At 52.4% G+C, this 20,903-nt stretch carries 19 protein-coding genes, 1 tRNA gene and 1 pseudogene; 13 read left to right on the top strand and 8 right to left on the bottom strand.

Annotated features, from left to right (window positions below; translation table 11 throughout):
* The first annotated feature begins 96 nt into the window (after positions 1-96).
* The 4 genes from IE073_RS02910 (at position 97) to IE073_RS02895 (ending at position 4,332) form a co-directional block, all read left to right on the top strand.
* Positions 97-1,290 carry a glycine C-acetyltransferase gene (locus IE073_RS02910; protein ID WP_189583745.1) on the top strand — a complete coding sequence of 398 codons (1,194 nt, stop codon included), beginning with the start codon at positions 97-99 and terminating at the stop codon, positions 1,288-1,290.
* 8 nt (positions 1,291-1,298) lie between these two features.
* On the top strand, positions 1,299-2,333 hold the full coding sequence (gene tdh, locus IE073_RS02905) for an L-threonine 3-dehydrogenase (protein ID WP_189583739.1): 1,035 nt from the start codon (positions 1,299-1,301) through the stop codon (positions 2,331-2,333).
* A complete protein-coding gene (locus IE073_RS02900; RefSeq protein WP_233349763.1) occupies positions 2,330-2,992 on the top strand; it encodes a nitroreductase family protein in 663 nt (220 codons plus the stop codon). The genes tdh and IE073_RS02900 overlap by 4 nt, the downstream gene beginning before the upstream one ends.
* 134 nt (positions 2,993-3,126) lie before the next feature.
* Positions 3,127-4,332 carry a multidrug effflux MFS transporter gene (locus IE073_RS02895; protein ID WP_189583736.1) on the top strand — a complete coding sequence of 402 codons (1,206 nt, stop codon included), beginning with the start codon at positions 3,127-3,129 and terminating at the stop codon, positions 4,330-4,332.
* Here the strand turns inward: IE073_RS02895 and IE073_RS02890 are convergent, their stop codons facing one another.
* The gene (locus IE073_RS02890) at positions 4,333-4,956 is read right to left on the bottom strand and encodes a trypsin-like serine peptidase (RefSeq protein ID WP_189581039.1); all 624 of its coding nucleotides are present in this window, start codon (positions 4,954-4,956) and stop codon (positions 4,333-4,335) included. It lies immediately after the preceding gene.
* Positions 4,957-5,029: 73 nt separating this feature from the next.
* Positions 5,030-6,658, bottom strand: a complete 1,629-nt coding sequence (locus IE073_RS02885) for a long-chain-fatty-acid--CoA ligase (protein WP_189581036.1) — start codon at positions 6,656-6,658, stop codon at positions 5,030-5,032.
* Between the two features lie 81 nt (positions 6,659-6,739).
* Between IE073_RS02885 and IE073_RS02880 the strand changes: the two genes are divergently transcribed.
* From IE073_RS02880 to IE073_RS02845, 8 genes and pseudogenes are all read left to right on the top strand, one after another.
* Positions 6,740-7,720, top strand: a complete 981-nt coding sequence (locus IE073_RS02880; protein ID WP_233349762.1) for a threonine ammonia-lyase — start codon at positions 6,740-6,742, stop codon at positions 7,718-7,720.
* Positions 7,710-8,051: pseudogene (locus tag IE073_RS02875) on the top strand (beta-galactosidase); the annotation flags it as partial. The gene IE073_RS02880 and the pseudogene IE073_RS02875, both read left to right, overlap by 11 nt.
* Before the next feature lie 335 nt (positions 8,052-8,386).
* Positions 8,387-9,523 (top strand): S-(hydroxymethyl)glutathione dehydrogenase/class III alcohol dehydrogenase, encoded by a 1,137-nt coding sequence (locus IE073_RS02870; RefSeq protein WP_189581029.1) that lies wholly within the window; start codon positions 8,387-8,389, stop codon positions 9,521-9,523.
* Positions 9,523-10,371 (top strand): S-formylglutathione hydrolase, encoded by an 849-nt coding sequence (gene fghA, locus IE073_RS02865; protein ID WP_308428338.1) that lies wholly within the window; start codon positions 9,523-9,525, stop codon positions 10,369-10,371. The genes IE073_RS02870 and fghA overlap by 1 nt, the downstream gene beginning before the upstream one ends.
* Before the next feature lie 677 nt (positions 10,372-11,048).
* Positions 11,049-12,680, top strand: coding sequence for an alpha-D-glucose phosphate-specific phosphoglucomutase (locus IE073_RS02860; RefSeq protein WP_189581026.1), 1,632 nt, complete (start codon positions 11,049-11,051; stop codon positions 12,678-12,680).
* 32 nt (positions 12,681-12,712) lie between these two features.
* The gene (locus IE073_RS02855; protein WP_189581023.1) at positions 12,713-13,675 is read left to right on the top strand and encodes a KpsF/GutQ family sugar-phosphate isomerase; all 963 of its coding nucleotides are present in this window, start codon (positions 12,713-12,715) and stop codon (positions 13,673-13,675) included.
* Positions 13,668-14,465 carry a 3-deoxy-manno-octulosonate cytidylyltransferase family protein gene (locus tag IE073_RS02850; protein ID WP_189581020.1) on the top strand — a complete coding sequence of 266 codons (798 nt, stop codon included), beginning with the start codon at positions 13,668-13,670 and terminating at the stop codon, positions 14,463-14,465. The genes IE073_RS02855 and IE073_RS02850 overlap by 8 nt, the downstream gene beginning before the upstream one ends.
* A complete protein-coding gene (locus tag IE073_RS02845; protein WP_233349761.1) occupies positions 14,462-15,055 on the top strand; it encodes a histidine phosphatase family protein in 594 nt (197 codons plus the stop codon). The genes IE073_RS02850 and IE073_RS02845 overlap by 4 nt, the downstream gene beginning before the upstream one ends.
* Here IE073_RS02845 and IE073_RS02840 read toward each other — a convergent pair.
* From IE073_RS02840 to IE073_RS02815, 6 genes are all read right to left on the bottom strand, one after another.
* A complete protein-coding gene (locus IE073_RS02840; protein WP_233349760.1) occupies positions 15,045-15,857 on the bottom strand; it encodes an MBL fold metallo-hydrolase in 813 nt (270 codons plus the stop codon). The two genes, IE073_RS02845 and IE073_RS02840, sit on opposite strands and share 11 nt — an antisense overlap.
* A 5-nt stretch (positions 15,858-15,862) precedes the next feature.
* Complete coding sequence (locus tag IE073_RS02835; RefSeq protein WP_189581017.1) at positions 15,863-16,660, bottom strand: TatD family hydrolase; 798 nt, start codon at positions 16,658-16,660, stop codon at positions 15,863-15,865.
* Positions 16,660-17,724 (bottom strand): DNA polymerase III subunit delta', encoded by a 1,065-nt coding sequence (locus IE073_RS02830; RefSeq protein ID WP_189581013.1) that lies wholly within the window; start codon positions 17,722-17,724, stop codon positions 16,660-16,662. The genes IE073_RS02835 and IE073_RS02830 overlap by 1 nt, the downstream gene beginning before the upstream one ends.
* A complete protein-coding gene (gene tmk / locus IE073_RS02825; RefSeq protein ID WP_189581010.1) occupies positions 17,725-18,375 on the bottom strand; it encodes a dTMP kinase in 651 nt (216 codons plus the stop codon).
* A 2-nt stretch (positions 18,376-18,377) separates the two neighbouring features.
* Positions 18,378-19,514, bottom strand: coding sequence for a D-alanyl-D-alanine carboxypeptidase family protein (locus IE073_RS02820; protein ID WP_233349759.1), 1,137 nt, complete (start codon positions 19,512-19,514; stop codon positions 18,378-18,380).
* Between the two features lie 112 nt (positions 19,515-19,626).
* On the bottom strand, positions 19,627-20,550 hold the full coding sequence (locus IE073_RS02815) for a septal ring lytic transglycosylase RlpA family protein (RefSeq protein WP_233349758.1): 924 nt from the start codon (positions 20,548-20,550) through the stop codon (positions 19,627-19,629).
* A 241-nt stretch (positions 20,551-20,791) separates the two neighbouring features.
* Here IE073_RS02815 and IE073_RS02810 point away from each other — a divergent pair.
* Positions 20,792-20,881 (top strand) — tRNA-Ser (locus IE073_RS02810).
* Positions 20,882-20,903: the final 22 nt, after the last annotated feature.

Genomic DNA, 20,903 nt, shown 5'->3' with positions numbered 1-20,903 from the left:
GAAGACTTCGGGTTTTCAATGCGCGTTGATGAATTTATAGCGAAAGACGTTTCGCAAGCGAACCTGCATGACGTAAGAAGACGCACGGAGAACACAATGTCCAATGACTTTTACAATGAGATTGCAGATACCCTCGACGAAATTCGAAATGAGGGACTGTATAAGACTGAACGCCTGATCTCCGGCGAACAAGACGCAACTATCGATGTCGATGGGCAAATTGTTTTGAATTTCTGTGCAAACAATTACCTCGGCTTAGCTGATAGTCCAGAACTTGTGTCGGCGGCCAAAACAGCCCTAGATAAATATGGGTTCGGCATGGCTTCGGTTCGGTTCATTTGCGGGACGCAGGGCCAACATCGTGAGTTAGAAATGGCGCTCGCAAATTGGCTCGGTTTTGAAGACAGCATTCTCTACGCGGCTTGCTTTGATGCCAATGGCGGCGTGTTTGAACCCTTATTGGGGCCTGAGGACGCAATCATTTCCGACGCGTTGAACCATGCTTCCATCATTGACGGAATCCGTCTGTGCAAAGCCAAGCGTTTTCGTTATGCCAATAACGATATGGCTGACCTTGAAGCGAAGCTGAAAGACGCGAAAACTGCGGGGGCGCGGCGCATTATGATTGCCACAGATGGCGTATTTTCCATGGATGGCACGATCGCGAACCTGGCGGGTATTTGTGACCTTAAAGACAAATATGACGCCCTGCTGATGGTCGATGACTGTCACGCGACGGGGTTTGTAGGCGCGGGCGGTCGCGGTTCGCCCGAACATTGCGGTGTTGAAGGGCGGGTCGATATTCTAACAGGGACTTTGGGGAAAGCCCTTGGCGGCGCGATGGGTGGCTTCACCTGCGCTCGGAAACCCGTTGTGGACCTATTGCGTCAACGTTCGCGGCCGTATCTATTTTCAAACAGTCTCGCTCCGCCCATCGTGGGCGCGAGCTTAAAGGCGATTGAACTTGCCAAGGCTGGCGATGACCTGCGTCGCCAAATCCAAGCCAATGCCAAACAATTCCGAACTGGGATGGAAGCCGCTGGTTTCACGCTAAAACCTGGGGATCACTCTATTATTCCTGTCATGCTGGGCGATGCAAAGTTGGCGCAGGAGATGGCCACGAAACTTATGGACGAGGGCATTTATGTCATCGGGTTCTTTTTCCCCGTCGTCCCCAAAGGCCAAGCGCGGATTCGGACTCAAATGAGCGCCGCCCATACATCTGAACATATTAAAACCGCCATTGCCGCCTTCACCAAAGTCGGTCGCGAGTTGGGAGTGATTTCATGACACAGATGATGAAAGCACTGGTCAAAGCCAAAGCAGAAAAAGGGCTCTGGATGCAGGATGTTCCCGTTCCCACCATAGCGCCCGACGAAGTTCTCATCCGCATCGAACGCACGGCAATTTGCGGAACGGATATGCATATTTACGGGTGGGATGAATGGGCCCAGAAAAACGTACCTGTTCCGATGGTCGTTGGTCACGAATATGGCGGCACCGTTGCGGCGGTCGGGTCTACAGTCAAACGCGTTAGCGTTGGCGACCGCGTCACTGGCGAGGGCCACGTTGTGGGACGACGCTCTCGTAACGCGCGCGCAGGAAAATTTCATCTTGATCCTGACACAAAAGGAATTGGCGTGAACCTGCCCGGTGCCTTTGCGGAATATCTGCCCCTGCCTGAATTCAATGTCATCCCTTTGCCCGAGACGCTTTCATTGGATATTGCGGCAATCATGGACCCTTTAGGGAATGCCGTACACACAGCCTTGGCTTTCGATTTGGTCGGCGAAGACGTGTTGATCACGGGCGCAGGTCCGATTGGAATTATGGCAGCGGCGGTTGCAGAGCGCGCAGGCGCAAGACGGGTTGTTCTGACCGATATTGAAGATTGGCGTCTGGATTTCGCTAAGAAAATCACGACCCGCACGCGCATGGTCAATACCATGAATGAAAACTTGCGCGACGTGATGTCGGAAATTGGCATGAATGAAGGATTCGATGTCGGCCTTGAGATGAGCGGAGCTAAACCCGCATTCGAGCAAATGCTGGACACGATGTTGATGGGCGGGAACATCGCCATGCTTGGAATCCCTGCCGTGCCATACCCCGTCGATCTCTCCAAAATAGTGGGTAAGGCTCTGACCGTGAAAGGCATTTACGGCCGCCAAATGTATGAAACATGGTATAAGATGTTGGCGCTTCTCGATAGCGGATTAGATATGTCGGAAATGATCACCCACCGTTTTGCGGCGCGAGATTGGCAGAAGGCATTTGACCTGATGGAAACCCGAAAAGCTGGGAAAGTTGTGTTGGACTGGACCCAATTGTGAGCGAACCGCACGTCCCGCTTACTGGCTACCCACCCGTGGACGATGGCGACATGCGTCGCCGCGCGGACGCCATGTTGAAGGTGCTGAGCACGCGCCGTACGGTTCGAGACTTCTCTTATCGAGCCGTCCCGAGGCAGGTTATCGAAACGGCAATTAAAGCCGCCGCTACGGCGCCCAATGGGGCAAATCAGCAACCTTGGCATTTTGCCGCAATTTCAAATCCCGAGATGAAGCGCCGCATTCGCGAAGCCGCCGAAGAGGAAGAGCGGGCATTTTATGGCGGCCGCGCCTCGGACGAATGGCTGGACGCGCTCGCACCTCTGGGTACGGATGCATCTAAGCCATTTCTGGAGACCGCGCCCTGGTTGATCGCGATTTTTGCGGAGAAAAAAGGACCGAAGGGCGAGAAGCATTATTATGTCACCGAAAGCGTCGGTATTGCCATCGGGATGTTGATCACCACCTTGCACAATGCGGGTCTGGCGACGCTAACGCATACACCTGCGCCAATGAATTTCCTGCGTGAGATTTGTGGGCGTCCCGCCAATGAAAAACCTTTGGTTTTGTTAGTTGTCGGACACCCAGCCGACGGTGCCACTGTCCCAGCACATGCGTTAGATAAGAAGACCTTTGATCAAATCGCCAAGGTCTGGGATTAAAATTTTAGACGTCTGCGGCAGATCAGTCTTTGTGGAGTTTCTTGGGTTGCCTGACTCTGCAGGCGGGCGCATAGCGCGTGCCCAAGGAGATCGCAGTGAGCGTCGAACAATCATTCAGTAAGTCTAGTCCGCCGATGCCCATTCCCCGATGGGAATTTGTTGCAATGATGGCGGCGATTTTTGGCCTTCAAGCTATGGGCATCGACGTGATGTTGCCGGCCCTCGAGATCATTGGCGATCATTACAATCTCCAAAACGAGAACGACCAACAACTTATAATTTTCGCATTTATTCTGGGTTTCGGTTTTCCCCAGCTTGTCTTTGGCCCGATATCAGATCGGTTTGGGCGCAAAATTTTACTTCAACTTAGCTTGGTCGGATATTTCATCACAGGTTTCGCCTGTATGGTTGCGCCAAGTTTCGGCAGCCTATTAGCTTTGCGCTTGCTGCAGGGGATTTGCTGTGCCGGGACTCGTGTCTCCGCCGGTGCGATCATTCGGGATCTCTCAAAAGGACGATCCATGGCAAGCATCTTGTCACTTGTTTATACGGTTTTCATGATCGTTCCCATTATCGCACCCGCGATTGGAACCGCAATTATGGCGGTCGCAGACTGGCGTTGGGTATTTGGGATGTTGGGAGTTTTCTCGGGGTTGGTGTTCATCTGGACACAGTTTCGTTTGCCATCAACTTTGCGGGTCGAAGATCGTCGCCCCTTTTCTGCCGAGAAAATCATAGGTGGGTTCAAACAGGTTCTCACCCACCGCATCACGATCGGCTATATGTTGGCCAGCGGTCTGATCTTTGGGTGCTTGTTCGCCTTCATCGGTGCCAGTGAGCAAGTCTTTGATGAAGTCTTTGGACGGGGTGAAAAGTTCTACCTCTATTTCGCCGGCATCGCGGGCCTATTGGCGGTGATGAACTACTCGAATAGTCGTTTTGTCGGGCGATTTGGGATGAGGCGTATCAGCCACGTCGTTGTCTTCACTTTCATTTTTCTCTCCCTGATCAATTTGGCTTATATGCAATTCTTCGGGCAGAATTTCTGGGTGTTTTACATCCTATTCGTGCTGACATTTGGGTGCTTCGGGATGATGGGCGCGAACTTCTCAAGTCTGGCACTGGAATATATGGGCGATATCGCGGGCACGGCCAATGCGATTTATGGCTTCGTCACAATGACACTTTCGAGCTTCCTTGGGTTCTTGGTGGCCCGTAGTTTTGACGGGACCATCCGACCCCTTTTGATCGCCTATGTATTATTGGGCGTCAGTAGCTTGATCGTCATCTTGATCACGGAAAAGGGAAAGCTATTCGGCGTCGGGCAGGGCAAGGAATAGTCAGGTTTCAGAGCCCTGTATTTCCGCAATCAAATCTCCGATGTCCTCAATGATCCGTTGATCGAACAGATTGATATAGCCCTTTCTGTCGGGCCGTCCTGTCTGCGGTGACTCAAACATCCAAATCCGCCCGACATTTATTCCAACTAATCGATGTTCACCCCCAACGATGCGGGTCACAGGAGAGCCAGATTGGCCAGGAACACCGCGACAGTCATGCGCGACTTTTTGATCCGTCTCGCTAAACCGTAAGAGTGTTAGCCTGCATTTTTGACTGTTTTCTGACAGCCCTAAAGCCTTCGCAAACCTGACTTCGACACCTTCCAAATTTTCAAGATCGGCGAGCGGCTCTAGACGATATCTGACGAGGTTTGGGTTATCTATCCGCGGAAAACGAATAACCGCCCAGTCGGATTTTTCACCCGCGCGATAGTTTGGTGGAAAGCGAATGATGTCAACGCGTTCACTAACACCATTAAAGTCCTGTGCATCACATGGACGGTCTTCGGGCACAGCGTGACCCGCCGCCAAAGCATAATCATATTTTGGGTCGGCAATATCCAAAACGGCAATACGGGATTGTAGCGAGATATTGACTTGATAGGCGCATCGCAAACGCAACATGTGCGTCTGCTGAGAATTTATCGAGGTTGATTGGCAAGCCGCCCCCACAAGGAGAGCGAAGCCAATCCCGGCGCTAGGACGCCGCTTCGAGGTCAAAGTCTTTGTACTGAATCTTAAGTTCCCGCTTGAGGATTTTACCTGTCGCGCCAAGAGGGAGTTCTTCAACGAAGACAATCGCATCAGGCATCCACCATTTTGCGCATTTTGCTTCGATGCAGGATTTAATCTCATCAATGTTGGGCTCTTTGCCTGGCACGGATTGCACGATCAACATTGGACGCTCTTGCCATTTCTCGTGACGCACACCGATACAGGCCGCCATCTGAACATCAGGATGGTCACAGGCCGCATTTTCAACTTCAATTGAGCTGACCCATTCGCCGCCCGATTTGATCACATCTTTCGACCGATCCGTGATTTCCATGTAACCACGCGGATGGATCGCCGCGACATCGCCTGTCGCGAACCATCCATCATCTGTGAAGCTGTCGGAGCCGACGCCTTTGAAATACCCAGACGCAATCCATGGGCCACGTACATGCAAATGTCCTGTGGCTTCACCGTCTTGTGGCAGAACATTGCCTTCATCATCGACGATGCGCATGTCTACGCCAAAGATGCGACGACCCGCATATAGCTTGTCTTTGACCGTCGCGTCATAGTCGGACAAATCATCACCAGGGTAGGGCGAGTAGGTTGTGCCCAGCGGGGAGGTCTCAGTCATGCCCCAACCTTGCTGCATCGGAATATCAAGTTCCAACTCATAAGCGCGAAGCAGGCTTTCTGGCAGAGCCGAGCCGCCGACAAGCGCCTTCTTCACCGTTGGTAAGCTCAAGCCATTGGCTTTGACATGGTTGTAAATGCCAAGCCACACCGTCGGGACACCCGCCATTAGCGTAACTTTTTCTTGGTTGATCATTTTGGTCAAGTTTGGACCATCAAGGCCTGGGCCTGGCATAACCAATTTCGCGCCGACCATCGCAGCCGAATAGACCAAGCCCCAAGCCGAGACATGGAACATGGGTACTACGGCCAAAATCGTGTCGTTTGATCCCCCGCCGATGACGTCTTGGAAGCTACCCGCCATCGCGTGCAGAATTGTGGAGCGATGAGAATATAGGACGCCTTTAGGATCGCCAGTTGTGCCGGAGGTGTAACAGAGCGTACACGCGGTGTTCTCGTCAAAACGTTCCCACGTGATTTGGTCGGACTGATCGGCGATGAAGCTCTCATAGTCTTCAACGTCGGTTTTATAATCGGGCTTACCCTCCGCATCCGTGAGACAAATCCATTTTTCGACTGTTGGGCACATGGCCCCGACACCTTCGATAATAGGGCCAAAGGTCGTGTCGAACATAACGAACTTGTCTTCGGCGTGATTGACCATCCAAGCGATTTGGGCAGGTTTCAAACGCGGGTTGATTGTATGCACGACCGCGCCAATGGAACTCACGGCATAGTAGATTTCGATGTGGCGGTAATTATTCCAAGCGATCGTCGCAACGCGGTCGCCTTTTTTAACGCCAGCCGCCAGAAGCGCATTTGCCAGCTTACGCACGCGCACAGCACATTCGGCCCATGTATAGCGATGCTCTTTCATATCGGTGGTCAGCGTGTAGATTTCGCGGTCCTTGTGGACCGTAGCCGCGTGCTCGATCAGATCACTGATCATGAGCTCGTGTTTCATCATGAGGCCTAACATGGCATCTCCCCGGAGTTAGATTTAGTCTTGTTGCGGGGAGTATTTTCATTATTCCCCGACAGGGTCAACAAAGGAGCGAGGATGATCGCGAATATGTCAGAGGTGCCGACGTTTCAGGATGTTGTCGACGCTGTCGTCCGTTTGGACGGTCACGCCGTAAAAACCCCGCTTTTACGGTCTGATACACTCGATAAGATGACGGGCAAAAAACTTTGGTTCAAAGCTGAATGCCTGCAGAAGAAAAATGCATTCAAATATCGCGGCGCATTTAATCGCTTATCGGCGTTGACCGAGACGGAACGCGCCAAAGGCGTCGTGGCCTTTTCGTCTGGAAACCATGCTCAGGGTGTCTCTTGCGCTGCCAAGGAACTTGGCATTGATGCCATCATTGTTATGCCCACTGACGCGCCAAAGGTAAAAGTTGCGGGCGTTCTTGCCGACGGCGCGACAATCATAACTTATGACCGCCTTAGCGAAAGCCGAGAAGATATAGCGGCAGACATTGCGGCGCGAGATGGACGAATTATTGTGCCTAGCTATGATGATGCGTTCGTGATTGCGGGACAAGGCACAATTGGCGTCGAACTTGCCGAAGCGGAACCTCGTTTTGACGCGATGATCACATGTCTGGGCGGGGGCGGAATGTGTGCTGGAATTTCTTTGGCGCTAAAGGCGCTTTCGCCGCAGACCAAAATATTTGGCGCAGAACCGACCGCCTATAATGATCACCAGCAGAGCCTACGCTCGGGACAGCGGGCAAAGCTGTCCGAGACGCCACCGACACTCTGCGATGCGATCATGACACCTATGCCGGGCGAAATCACTTGGGCCATAAATGGCCAATCCCTCAGTGACGTATTTACCGTCTCCGATGAAGAGTGCCTAAACGCCATGCGTTTGGCGCATGAACACCTTGGCGTCGTTTTAGAGCCGGGCGGGGCAGCCGCAATAGCCGCGACACTTGGAGGCAATTTTCCAGACGAAGTCACAACGATTGCTGTGGTGTTGTCCGGCGGAAACGTCGATCCCCAGCTATGGGAGCGCGCCATTAATGGTAGCTAAGTCTAACCGCCCCCCCGAACTTGGGGTGTGCTATTACCCCGAACATTGGCCTGATGAGATTTGGGCCGATGACGCGCGCCGCATGGTCGAAATGGGACTGTCTTGGGTGCGCATCGGAGAGTTCGCATGGAGCCGTTTAGAGGCGGAACCCGATTTACTGACCTTCGACTGGTTAGATCGCGCAATCAATACTTTGGCCGCCGCAGGGCTCAAAATTGTTATGTGCACGCCTACAGCAACCCCGCCACGCTGGATGGTCGATAAATATCCTGATATGTTGGCCTGGGACGCGGACGGACGACCTCGCGGTTTTGGAGGGGCTAAAGGTTACGGCCGTCGATACGCTACGGAGCGATACGCCGATTGCCTTAAAGTCTGGTGGCCATTTGCAAATCTGGCGCGAAGACATCGAAACAAGCTGGACGGTGATTGATGAAACGATGGAGGGCAAACCCGCGCGTGTTAAGTCGGGGCCTGTAACCTATTGGGCAGGATGGCCCGACAGTGAAGCTTTGGATAAGTGGCTGGCCTGTCTTGCCCCAGAGAAACACCAAAATTAATAGCTGATATTAGCCTTAAAAAGACCCCTTGAATAATGTTAGTCGGTAGGAAAAACTCAGCCGCGAATAAGAACACAAACGATAGATCGGATATGATATGAAAACGATGCGCACCAGAGCCGCCGTTGCCCTCGAAGCTGGTAAACCGCTTACTGTTATGGACGTGAACTTGGAATTGCCGAAAGCGGGTGAAGTCCTCGTCGAGATCAAAGCGACAGGCGTTTGCCATACCGATGAGTACACGCGATCTGGTGCGGACTCCGAAGGTGTTTTCCCCTCCATTTTGGGTCACGAAGGCGCAGGCATTGTTCTGCAAGTGGGTGAGGGCGTGACCACCCTAAAACCTGGCGATCATGTGATCCCGCTCTACACCCCTGAATGTCGCGAGTGTTACGCGTGTACGTCTGGCAAAACGAACTTGTGTACCGCTATCCGCGGCACCCAAGGGAAAGGCTTGATGCCGGATGGTACGAGCCGTTTCTCCATGCTCGATGGTACACCGATTTTCCATTACATGGGCTGCTCAACTTTTGCCAATCATACGGTCATGCCTGAAATCGCCCTCGCGAAAGTTCGGGAAGACGCACCGTTCGAAAGCATTTGTTACATCGGATGCGGTGTCACGACAGGTATCGGCGCGGTCATCAACACGGCAGGCGTGGAAATCGGCTCCACTGCGGCTGTATTCGGTTTGGGCGGCATCGGACTAAACGTTATTCAAGGTCTGCGCATGGCAGGGGCTGACATCATCATCGGTGTCGATCTGAACGAAAATAAGCGCGAAATGGCTGAAAAATTCGGCATGACCCATTTCGTCAATCCGAAAGACCTCAAAGCAGGTCAAACCGTGGTTGAAGCGATCATTGAGATTACGAAGACTGAGAAAGACGAATTTGGCGGCGTAGACTATTCCTTTGACGCGACGGGCAATGTCCAAGTCATGCGTGACGCGTTAGAATGTTCCCATCGCGGTTGGGGCGTTTCCGTAATCATCGGCGTGGCGCCAGCGGGCGCTGAAATTTCAACTCGTCCTTTCCAACTGGTCACGGGACGTGTTTGGAAAGGCACAGCTTTCGGCGGTGCTAAAGGCCGTACAGATGTGCCGAAGTTCGTCGACTGGTACATGGATAAGAAAATCGAGATTGATTCCATGATCACCCACACAATGCCGCTCGATGACATCAATGACGCTTTTGACCTGATGCATAAGGGTGAAAGCATTCGCGCTGTGGTCACGTTCTAATGGCATTGGAAACACTGTCAGAGGTTCGCGCGCATGACGGCGTACAAGGCGTCTATCGACACGATTCCACAGCGACGAAAACGCCTATGGAGTTTTCGGTTTTTGTCCCACCACACGCGGCTGGCGAGAAACTGCCTGTCGTTTGGTATTTATCGGGCCTGACCTGCACGCATGCGAATGTCACAGAGAAGGGCGAGTTCCGTGAAATGTGCGCTAAACGCGGTCTGATTTTCATTGCGCCCGACACATCACCACGGGGTGAGGGCGTCGCAGATGATTCGGATGGGGCCTATGATTTTGGTCTGGGTGCAGGATTTTACGTCAACGCAACCAAAACGCCTTTCGCGCAGCATTACCAAATGCGGGATTACATCGAAACGGAATTGCCTCACGTCATCGCGAAGAATTTTCCATCCGCGGATATGTCGCGTCAATCCATCATGGGGCATTCCATGGGTGGTCATGGGGCCTTGACGATTGGCCTACGCAATCCTGAGCGTTATCGCGCCGTGTCGGCCTTTGCACCTATTGTTGCGCCAACGGATGTTCCCTGGGGTCAAAAAGCACTCTCGGGTTATCTAGGTGAAGATCAATCGGCTTGGTCTGAATATGACGCCTGTGCGCTTGTCAGAGGCGGAGCGCGACTGCCCGATATTCTCATTGACCAAGGCACAGCCGACAACTTCCTCGCCGAACAGCTGAAACCGCATCTTTTTCAGAAAGTTTGTGACGATGCGGGACAATCTCTGACTTTGCGCATGCAGGACGGCTATGATCACAGCTATTACTTCATCTCATCGTTTATGGCTGACCATTTGGCTTGGCACGCAGATAGACTGAAGTCTTAGACCGACAGCGATTCAACAGGACGTTCCTCGTAGTTTGAAAATATAAAGCAAGTCATTTCAGTGACTTACTAATCAATTCGGGAGATTGATCCTCCGTCTCAAAACCTATGGCATACTACACAGGTTCTTTCGGACATGGGACAGGCGGGGCCTCGCTTGCCGGTTCGAGAGACGGTGGGCCTGAGCATTGAATGGTGAGACATTCGACTGTGCCGGGGCTTTTGGAGTGAGAGGCGACCCGTCAGTCCAAGTGTCTGAACTCGGGGGTTTATGACTGGCCGCTTCTTCAAAAACCGCCGCTGCGTGGCGAGTTGGCATGACAACCCAACTCCTGATTTTCGCGTAAAACAACATTTCTATTCTGGTATTCCATCGCGAATATCGACCACGCGGACAGTCCCATTTCTTCGGACACGCAATTGGCAGACTCCTCGATGGGCTGCAGACCAGGGCGCTCGCGTGACGTACAACGCCATCTCTTGAATGCGCGCGGCTCAAAACCAGAAACAACGAATCCTTACATGGATCACGCTCAAACCTGAGGACTTCCACCTTTGCTACGTTGTTGTTCGAGTGATACGAAGTGTGGTGATCAAGGTGGTAAGAAGCCTCGTCTATAAATCGCATAATGAAGATTATGAGAAATAATATATATAGGAAATCAGGCTCTCACGCATATGGACGCATTCCACACAATCCCAACGACGCCCTATGAAGATCAGAAGCCTGGCACGTCTGGGCTACGCAAGCGCGTTACGGACTTCAAGCAACCACATTATCTCGAGAATTTTGTACAATCGATATTTGATACCGTGCGCGACTTCCGCGGCGGGAAAATTCTGCTGGGCGGTGATGGGCGATATTTTAACGACGAAGCGGTTCAAATCATTCTTCGGATGTCGTCAGCCAATGGCGTCTCAGAGGTCATTCTTGGGAAAAATGCAATTTTATCAACGCCTGCCGCGTCTCACTTAATTCGAAAATATCACCTAAATGGTGGCTTGGTACTCTCCGCCAGCCATAACCCCGCGGGCCAAAACGGTGATTTCGGTGTCAAGCTTAATCTCGAAACTGGCGGTCCAGCACCGACGTCAGTCACGGATGCCATTTTCGCGCGGAGCCAAACGCTCAGCCATTACAGGATCGCAGATGGAAACATCGATACTTCGCGGATCGGCACACAAAATTTGGGCGATATGCGTGTCACTGTCGTCGATCCTGTCGAAGATTTCGCAGAGTTTATGGAAGAATTGTTTGATTTCAGTGCTATAAAAGCTCTCATTGAAAGTGGATTTTCTATAGCCTTTGACGCTATGAGCGCTGTCACGGGGCCTTACGCGACTGAAATTTTCGGCAATCGCCTCGGCGTTTCACACGATCAGCTTTACAATACGCGCCCCCTTCCCGATTTTGGTGGGGCTCACCCAGACCCTAATCCTGTTCACGCCAACGCCTTATTCGACCGTATGTTTGGCCCCAATCCGCCAGATTTCGGCGCAGCCTCTGATGGGGATGGCGATCGATACATTGCGCTTGGGCCGCATTTCTACGTCAGCCCTTCCGATTGCCTCGCTGTCATCGCGGCCAATGCGCATCTCGCGCCCGGCTACAAGGATGGCATCAAAGGGATCGCGCGCTCTATGCCTACGGGGCGCGCGGCCGATAATGTCGCTGCACATCTCAATATCCCAATTTATGAGACCCCAACCGGCTGGAAATATTTTGGAAATCTCATGGATGCGGGCCGCATTACGATTTGTGGCGAGGAAAGCGCCAGCACATCATCGGATCATATTCGTGAAAAAGATGGCCTATGGGGCGTCCTTATGTGGCTAAACATTATCGCGGCGAAAGGCGAAAGTGTTGAGGCGATCGTCCGCGCACATTGGCGACAGTTTGGCCGCCATTATTACACGCGCCATGATTATGAAGAGGTCGACAAAGCGTCCGCTGAGTCGATCATCGCGACCCTACACGGTCAGCTTGAGACCCTCACCGGTCGGAGCTTGCAGGGCGAGACGATAGAGGTCGCAGATAGTTTCACTTACACCGACCCAGTTGACGGAACTGTCACTAAAAATCAGGGGCTTCGTGTCTTTTTCGAAAGCGGCTCCCGACTCGTCATGCGTCTTTCTGGGACGGGCACAAAAGGCGCAACTTTACGGATTTATCTGGAGCGTTATGTCGGACCCGAGGGCGATCACGATATTGATTTGGCTGAAGCCACCGCCGGCCTCGCAATGATTGCAGACACTCTTACCGATCTGAAACAGACATTAAATCGGGATGCGCCCTCGGTGATCTCGTGACATGCCCCCTCACTTCACGCTAACAGGCCACTATGAGTTCTAATAAAGACAGTCTTGGTATTGGTCGAAACGTCATTCGCGTGGAAGCGGATGGCTTGCTCGCCTTGGAGAAGTCCTTGGACCAAAGTTTCATCAAGGCCGTGGACTTAATCCTCGCCTCTGACCAACATCTTATCGTCGTTGGCATTGGTAAGTCAGGACATATTGGACGAAAGATAGCCGCCAGCTTCGCCTCCATGGGAACACCCGCTTTTTTTGTGCACCCGTCCGAAGCCGCACATGGCGATCTCGGCATGATTACAAAAGGCGCAGTTGTTTTAGGGCTGTCCAACAGCGGTGAAAGCGCCGAGGTCAATGGTGTGATCGAATATGCGAAATCCCTTGGAAATGAAACTTTGGCCATAACGGCAGGCGCCCAATCCACCCTCGCAAAGTGCGTCGACATCGCCCTCCTTTTACCTGACGTGCCAGAGGCGTGTCCGAACCGTTTGGCCCCGACAACATCAACAACTTTGACCCTCGCCTTGGGAGATGCTCTGGGCGTTGCGGTGATGGAGGCGCGCGGGTTTACGGCAGAAGATTTTGGCCGACGTCACCCTGCTGGAAAACTAGGCTTTGGTTTGAAACGAGTCGCGGAATATTTGGCGGGCCAGTCCGACGCCGTGCCGTTCATTTCTCCTAACGCAGAGATGGCTGATGTGATTCTCGCGATCACGGGCGGCGGTAAAGGCTGTGTCGCCGTCGTGGAAAACCAACACCTCATTGGCATCGTCACAGATGGTGATCTTCGTCGCGCGATGGGCCCTGACATCATGTCCCAAACGGCCCAAATGATTATGACAAAAGATCCCTTCACGCTCTCTCCCGAGATGCGCATAAAAGATGCAGTCACCGCTTTTACGGAACGTAAAATCGGAAATGCTTTCGTGCTTGAAGGCCAAGAGATTCTCGGCCTCATTGATCTAAAAACATTGTTGGCGACGGGTTATGTCTAAGCCACTTATCGTCATACCCGCGCGAATGGCGTCCAAACGCTTTCCGGGTAAACCCTTGGCAGAGATTGCGGGCATCAGCATGCTGCGCCGTACGGCGAATGTTGCCGCCAATGTGGCCGGATCGGAATTTGTGGTCGCCACTGATCACGCAGAGATCGCCCAACATTGCGACGAGCACAGTCTGCCTGTCGTCATGACAGCCCCTGACTTGCCATCGGGAAGCGACAGGGCTTTGGCCGCATCGCAAGCTTTTCGTCCAGAGGCTGACATCATCATCAATCTGCAAGGCGACGCGCCCTTTTCTGACCCCGCCCATATTGCCGCAGTTATTGACCGCTTGAAAGACGATGCATTGGACATTGCAACACCTGCGATCGAGTTGTCGTGGGCCGAATTAGACGTGCTGCGCGCGACCAAGGTGTCCACGCCGTTTTCAGGCACAACCGTCGTTGAAAAAGATGGACGCGCATTTTGGTTTTCAAAGACAATTATTCCCGCAATGCGTAAGGAAGCTGAGCTGCGGGGGGCGACCTCTGTCTCGCCCATTCTTCGGCACGTCGGGCTATATGGTTTTAAACGCGCCGCCCTCGAACGGTTTAATGCGCTACCCGAAAGTCACTATGAAACCTTGGAGGGGCTTGAACAGTTGCGCGCAATAGAAGCCGGCATGCACGTCGCGATTGTGCGGGTTTCGACGCCGCAAATTTCTTCCCCGGGAATTGATACGCCAGAAGACTTGGCGCGAGCCGAAGCATTGATCCAGAAACTTGGCGACCCATTTTTATCATGATACTTATGAAGACTGGTCGCGTCTATATCGTGCGTCACGGAAACACTTTCGACAAGGGCGAGACTTTATTGCGCGTCGGCGGCAAGACGGATTTACCGTTGTCCATATCAGGGCGGGAACAAGCGAAGGCTTTGGCGACTCACTTTGCGGGCGTGAGCTTTCAGCAAGCCTATTCCTCGGATTTGAACCGCACACGTCAAACGGCAGAGGCCATTCTGGATGGACAAGCATTTGAACTCGCCCATTTCCTTACAGAGATTGATTATGGTCCTGATGAGGGCCAGCCCGAAGACAAGGTGATTGCCCGCCTCGGACAGTCGGCTCTAGACGAATGGGATCAGCACGCCGTGCCGCCCAAAGATTGGCATGTCGACCCCGACGCGTTGCGGACAGCTTGGCAAGCGTTTTTAGCGAACTGTTCCCCTGGCACCAACACTCTGGTCGTCACTTCTAATGGTGTGGCGCGGTTCCTACTAGACGTCGTTGAAGTTAATCAAGACGTGCCGCGTAAGTTACGAACGGGCGCATACGGCACGATCGACTTAACACCAAAAGGGCCAGTTTTAACGTCCTGGGACGTCAGACCCTAACTTCCATGCGATCATAAGCGGGCACCGCGATTGGCGGCAATTCAGCCTTCAATGTAGCGTAATCCATATCGATATGAAGGTTCGTCAGAACAGCAGATTTTACCCGCGACTGCGCCAACCACGACATCGTTTTATCCGCATGCGCATGGGTGGGATGCTGGCTGTACCTGAGCGAATCGACGATCCAACATTCGAGCTCGCTCATGCGTTCAAGCGTCTCTTCTTCAATCCCCCAAACGTCAGGCATATAGGCTATTTTGTTGTCGAAAATGAAACCTAGCGACGGTGTCGGTCCATGACTAACTTCCATTGTCTCGACTTTAACAACGCCGCCAGGCCCCTCAATCTCGGTAACGCTGTGATCAGAGATCAAATCTTGCAGCGCGAGAATGGGCGGGTGGACACGTCCTTCAGGCATCTCAAAACAATAATTGAAACGCTCAAAAACATGGGTCTTCGTATGTTCATCCATATAGGTCGGGATTTGCCCGCGCATCCGATAGGCAATGGCCCGAAGGTCATCAATCCCGTGAGATTGATCTGCGTGATCATGGGTATAAAAAACCGCGTCTAAGTGACGAATATCTTCGCGAAGTAACTGAACACGCAAGTCAGGCGACGTGTCGACCAAAATATTGGTGCAGTCTTTCGAATCAGGGTTACCGTTGCCATGCCACTTTTGAACCAAAATTGAACTTCGCGTCCGCTCATTTTTGGGTTCGTTAGGATCGCAAATCCCCCAATCTCCACCAATCCTCGGGACACCGCCAGAGGAACCGCATCCCAATATAATTGCCCGCATTCCCATTATTCTGACGTCATCTCATTGGGCCTCTGGGCTTTGTTGAACAAATTGAAAAAGGCATCCGTTGTTTTCTGCGCGGTTTCCTCGATGGTCCAATCGAATAACGCCGCGAGAGATTTACAGACTTCAACAACATAGGCGGGTTCATTCCGTCGTCCCCGATAAGGTACAGGCGCAAGATAAGGGCAATCGGTTTCCAGCATGATGCGGTCCTTTGGCATCGTCAGAATGCGTTCACGTACTTCATGTGCGCTTTTGAAAGTCATGATACCTGACACGGAAAAGTAAAATCCCATCTCAGTCGCAGCATCTGCCAAACGCTGGCCAGAGGTGTAACAATGCATGATCGCTGAAAACGGCTTTTTGGCATAGGCGGTCTGGAGCATTTCCAGCATGTCGTCATCCGCTTCGCGTGTGTGAACAACCAGTGGGAGCCCTGTCTCTTGCACAGCTTCGATGTGTGCTTGAAAGTTAGCTTTCTGCACATCACGCGGCGACCAGTCATAATGGTAATCCAAACCCGTTTCGCCAATCGCAACCACTTTTGGATGTCGCGTGAGCGCCGAAATCTCTTCGGCTGTCACATCAGGGTTATCTTTGGCATCATGCGGATGCGTTCCGACAGTGGCCCAGATATCGGCGTCCATTTGCGCCACATCCAAGACAGCTTTGGCGTCCTTCAAATGGCAACAAATATTGAGCATCGGTCCCACCCCAGCAGCCCGGGCGCGTAAGATCGTCTCCGCAAGATCGTCTGCAAACTTCTCGTCATGGAGATTCACGTGGCTATCGACGATCATCACGCAGCCCTAATCGAAGACAAGAGTTCAAACATCGTTGCGGTTTTGTCCAAGTTGATTGCCTCTTCTGCGCGACGAACATCTCGTAATCGGGCATGGTTCTCTTGCCATGCTTTCGCAGACCGATTGACTTTTGCCGGCGCAAATGGGCCTTCATATTGTCCTGTCGCTGCGAATAGTGCGTGTGCATGGATTGTGTCATCCAAACTATCCCAGAACAAGCCGCGTGAAATCTGATGCCGCTTCTCCGCCATGCGCTTTGCGATCGTCATATCGACGCCCAACGCAGGGGCACCCAAAGAGTTCAAATAATCCGAGATGGATCGCAAAACCACGTCTGCGTTTTGGACCAATGCCAGGGCTTTCCCTGGTGCGCCGCGCGAAAGTTTAACGGCTGCCTTTAGGAGATCAGATGATCCTGAGCCTTGATCTGACAGCCAGCTTAGAATTTGGTTATCTGGCACAGCGCGCAGTTCAAGTGCCATACACCGCGAGCGAATGGTTGGGAGCAATCGACCGGGCGCCGATGAAATTAAAATGAAAAGCGTATTGGACGGCGGCTCTTCAAGAAGTTTGAGAATAGCGTTTTCAGAGTTCCGGTTCAGCTCGTCCGCGCTGTCAATGATACACACACGCCATGTGCCAGTTTCGGCCGCCGTTTCTTGAAAGAACCCCGAGACCTCACGCACGCGGTCCACTGGGATATCTTGTCTAAATCGCTTAAGTTTAGTGTCGTAAGGACGACGTAGGACGAACAGATTTCCGTGTGTCAGCGCCTCAACGCGTTGTGCAATCGCATCGGACTCTGGGATATCAAGAGATGACGAAAGGAGCGATTCACCCCCCAAGAGTTTGCGCGCCATGCGATAGGCCAGCGTCGCTTTCCCGATCCCCTTGGGCCCAGAGAGCAACCATGCGTGGTGCATTCGCCCAGATCGCATTGCCTTTAAGAAGCGAGATTCAGCGGTCTGATGTCCCAGCAGAGAATATACTTCTCGCGGATGGGGACATCCATCCGCGCGGTCGGCTTCGGGTAGAGCCTCAGCATTCTCAATGGTGCGCAATTAAGCCCCCACTTTTCCTGCGAGGTCTGGAAACTGTTTTGTGAGGGCGAAAAGAATGCGATTCTGAACATTTCCTCGCGCGCCATCTGCGTCAACCGTGTGAACGCGGTTCGGATTTTCATCCGCAATTGCGAGAAAAGCCGATCGCAAGGTTTTGTGAAACTCCAGACCCTCAGCATCAAACCGCGTCAGATCTTCACCGCGCGTCTCGACTCGTTTTTGGGCGAGCACCGGATCCATATCAAACAAGATTGTGAGATCAGGTTCAAACCCACCCATTACGGCCTCATGGACGGCTTTGACGCGATCAGCACCTAAACCACGCGCATAACCTTGATAAGCTAAGCTTGAGTCAGCGAAGCGATCCGAAATCACCCAAACACCGCGATGTAAGGCGGGCTTGATCAGTTTTTCAACGTGATCCAATCGCGCGGCATACATCAATAATAATTCGGTCATACCGGACCAGCGATCAGACGTCCCCTCAAGGACCAAATCTCTTATAGCTTCAGCGCCAAATGTTCCGCCAGGTTCGCGTGTGAGCAAAGTTTCAACACCCGCTTTTTCCAACGCCTCAGCCAAGAGTTTAGCTTGAGTCGTTTTACCTGCGCCCTCGCCACCTTCAAACGTAATGAATTTACCAAGTTCCATGATTAGCCTCTGATTTTCGTCAATAACCCAGTCCAAGCTCTTGAGAACAAGCCTTTTCGGGCAACATCTTCCATGGCAACCAAATCATAAGTCTCTTTTGGTCGACCTGGAATACTGACCTCTAATTCAGCAACCTTATCGCCTTTTGAAATAGGGGCTTTCGCAGTGGTAAACCGTACTGACGAACTCACATTCTTTCGATCTAGAACAGCCAGTCCCTTTTTAATGTCTTGCGTTAAAGAAACAGAAACTGAACTTTCTTTGCCCATATAAACATCCACTTCGGCAATTTCAGTCCCGCCTTTATGAAGGTCATAAATTCGAAATTGAGAAAAAGCCGCCTCCATTAATTGGGTTGCGGCGTCACGTCGCTCTGTTTGGCTGGATAGGCCATTGATAACGATAATGCGGCGATCGTCGCCTCTGAGTGAGGACCCAACAAGACCGTAGCCAGACGCTTCTGTGTGTCCCGTTTTAAGTCCATCAGCGCCATTCACCCGCCCGAGAAGGGGGTTTCGATTGCTTTGTTTAATCCCGTTCCAAGTGAAATTGCGTTCCGCATAAAGCGGATAATACTCAGGATAAGTGACGATCTGCTGTTGCGCGAGTTTAGCCAAATCTAGAGCGCTAATTTCATGCTCGGGATGCGGCCATCCTGTCGCATTGCGAAATGTTGCACTGGTTAGCCCCAACTCTTGTGCGCGCCTGGTCATTTGATCTGCAAATGCAGTTTCCGATCCAGCCATGCCTTCAGCCAAAACAATACATGCGTCATTGCCCGACTGAATGATTACGCCTTTTAGCAAATCCGCGACGCTTGCCTTAGAATTTACATCTAGAAACATCGTGGAGGACCCAGATTTCACACCGCCACGACGCCAGGCATCTTCGCTCACAGTGAACTCGGTCGACGGGGAAAGTGCACCTTCCTTGAGCGCAGCAAAGACCAGATCGACGGTCATGATTTTAGTCATAGAGGCAGGCGACATCGGCTCACGGGCATCTTTCTCAAACATCACTTCACCCGTCGCGGCATCAACGATGACAGCATGCGGGGCGGCGGTTTGAAAACTTGATTGCGCGAAGGCCGAAGTCGACAGAAATAGACAGGCACTAAAAATAGAAATGGAACGGAACACAGCGAGCGGGACCTATCGAGATACGAATCAAAAAGGGGTGCCCCAATCAGGACACCCCATTTCGTCGCATGGTGATATGGCAATCGCAAGGCGGCGCGCTGCGATTATCGTCCTATTTTGTCCTGAGGCGCTCGCGGATTAACACTGGCTGTGGTCCAGTGTGGCTAGCCACATGGATTGGCCCCTTGATTGTGAGCGTCACCTGGCCCTCAGGTGTTTGGTCACTGTCCTTAAACGGTTGGGGCCCAGTAGGTGCCGCTGGTACAAATGGAGCTGGCGCAGGTGCGGTAAATGGCACCATCGGACGCGGGGCTGGCGATGCGGCGGGTGCTTCAACGAATTCCTCAACTGGACGGGCGACTTCGACGGGTGGGCGAACAGGTGCGCGGCTGGCGGCCATCGGGTCGGCAGGACCCGCATATTGCACACGGACCTGGCCGAGACCTGTGATGCCGAGAGCTTTTGCAGACGCCTGCGATAGATCAATGATGCGATCACCGACGAACGGGCCGCGATCGTTTAAGCGAACCATCAACGTTTTTCCGGTTTCAACATTCGTTACAAACAGCATTGAGTTCAGTGGCAGTGTTTTGTGGGCTGCTGTAAGATCGTTTTTGTCAAAGACCTCTCCAGTCGCAGTTGGTTTTCCGTGGAATTTGTCACCATACCATGACGCAACGCCGGTCACATCATAACTTGGGTTATGCTTAGGCGTATAGGACTTGCCCATGATCGTATATTTGTTGCCCAGGCGCTGGTGCTTGTACAGATCAGGGTCAACGCTGGCTTGATCAAAGCGTTGTGCGGCCTGCGGCGCGGGCATTGGTCGTGCAGGAATGTAACTATCTGGCACAGACCGAGAAAGGGGCGAACGCGGCGTAGTAAGTGAAGCATATTTCGTTGGACCATCGCCTACTTTGTAAACGATAGGTGCGGCTTTTACAGATTTTGTTACGGAAGTTGATGCACATCCAGTAACGGCAAAACCAAGCATTGCCGTCATCATACCCATCGAAAGTCGTTTTACACTTACCATTATAAACACCTCTTTAAGTGAACCTGCAAAACAGGCCGAATGACCATTGCGTCATGTCTTGGACAGTCCACATAGTTTCGTTCTATGTTTGGTAACCTAAACGGGCAGCCTTAAATGCCGGTTGGGAAACACGCCTAACGGAAGAACAAAATTCAAGGTGACCATGGAGTTAACGAAATAAGTGACTTGATCATCTGCGCATTACGTCATATGTCGCCGCTTCATTGACCAAGGTACCCGTGGGCGGGTGGCAGAGCGGTTGAATGCACCAGTCTTGAAAACTGGCGTGGGGGCAACTCCACCGGGGGTTCGAATCCCTCCCCGCCCGCCACTTTCCTCTCATTCACTGCAAA

Origin of the sequence: Litorimonas cladophorae, from assembly GCF_014652455.1 — a bacterium.
In the GTDB taxonomy this organism is placed as follows: Bacteria; Pseudomonadota; Alphaproteobacteria; order Caulobacterales; family Maricaulaceae; genus Litorimonas; species Litorimonas cladophorae.
The sequence above is the reverse complement of the archived record's forward strand: the minus strand, read 5'-3'. Positions and strand labels throughout refer to the sequence as shown.

Coding starts and splice junctions, on each gene's coding strand:
- IE073_RS02860 (WP_189581026.1), top strand. CDS start 11,049: ATGGACGCATTCCACACAATCCCAACGACGCCCTATGAAGATCAGAAG.
- IE073_RS02850 (WP_189581020.1), top strand. CDS start 13,668: ATGTCTAAGCCACTTATCGTCATACCCGCGCGAATGGCGTCCAAACGC.
- tdh (WP_189583739.1), top strand. CDS start 1,299: ATGAAAGCACTGGTCAAAGCCAAAGCAGAAAAAGGGCTCTGGATGCAG.
- IE073_RS02855 (WP_189581023.1), top strand. CDS start 12,713: ATGAGTTCTAATAAAGACAGTCTTGGTATTGGTCGAAACGTCATTCGC.
- IE073_RS02910 (WP_189583745.1), top strand. CDS start 97: ATGTCCAATGACTTTTACAATGAGATTGCAGATACCCTCGACGAAATT.
- IE073_RS02835 (WP_189581017.1), bottom strand. CDS start 16,660: ATGATCGTCGATAGCCACGTGAATCTCCATGACGAGAAGTTTGCAGAC.
- IE073_RS02815 (WP_233349758.1), bottom strand. CDS start 20,550: ATGGTAAGTGTAAAACGACTTTCGATGGGTATGATGACGGCAATGCTT.
- IE073_RS02870 (WP_189581029.1), top strand. CDS start 8,387: ATGCGCACCAGAGCCGCCGTTGCCCTCGAAGCTGGTAAACCGCTTACT.
- tmk (WP_189581010.1), bottom strand. CDS start 18,375: ATGGAACTTGGTAAATTCATTACGTTTGAAGGTGGCGAGGGCGCAGGT.
- IE073_RS02880 (WP_233349762.1), top strand. CDS start 6,740: ATGATCGCGAATATGTCAGAGGTGCCGACGTTTCAGGATGTTGTCGAC.
- IE073_RS02890 (WP_189581039.1), bottom strand. CDS start 4,956: ATGTTGCGTTTGCGATGCGCCTATCAAGTCAATATCTCGCTACAATCC.
- fghA (WP_308428338.1), top strand. CDS start 9,523: ATGGCATTGGAAACACTGTCAGAGGTTCGCGCGCATGACGGCGTACAA.
- IE073_RS02845 (WP_233349761.1), top strand. CDS start 14,462: ATGATACTTATGAAGACTGGTCGCGTCTATATCGTGCGTCACGGAAAC.
- IE073_RS02840 (WP_233349760.1), bottom strand. CDS start 15,857: ATGCGGGCAATTATATTGGGATGCGGTTCCTCTGGCGGTGTCCCGAGG.
- IE073_RS02895 (WP_189583736.1), top strand. CDS start 3,127: ATGCCCATTCCCCGATGGGAATTTGTTGCAATGATGGCGGCGATTTTT.
- IE073_RS02885 (WP_189581036.1), bottom strand. CDS start 6,658: ATGTTAGGCCTCATGATGAAACACGAGCTCATGATCAGTGATCTGATC.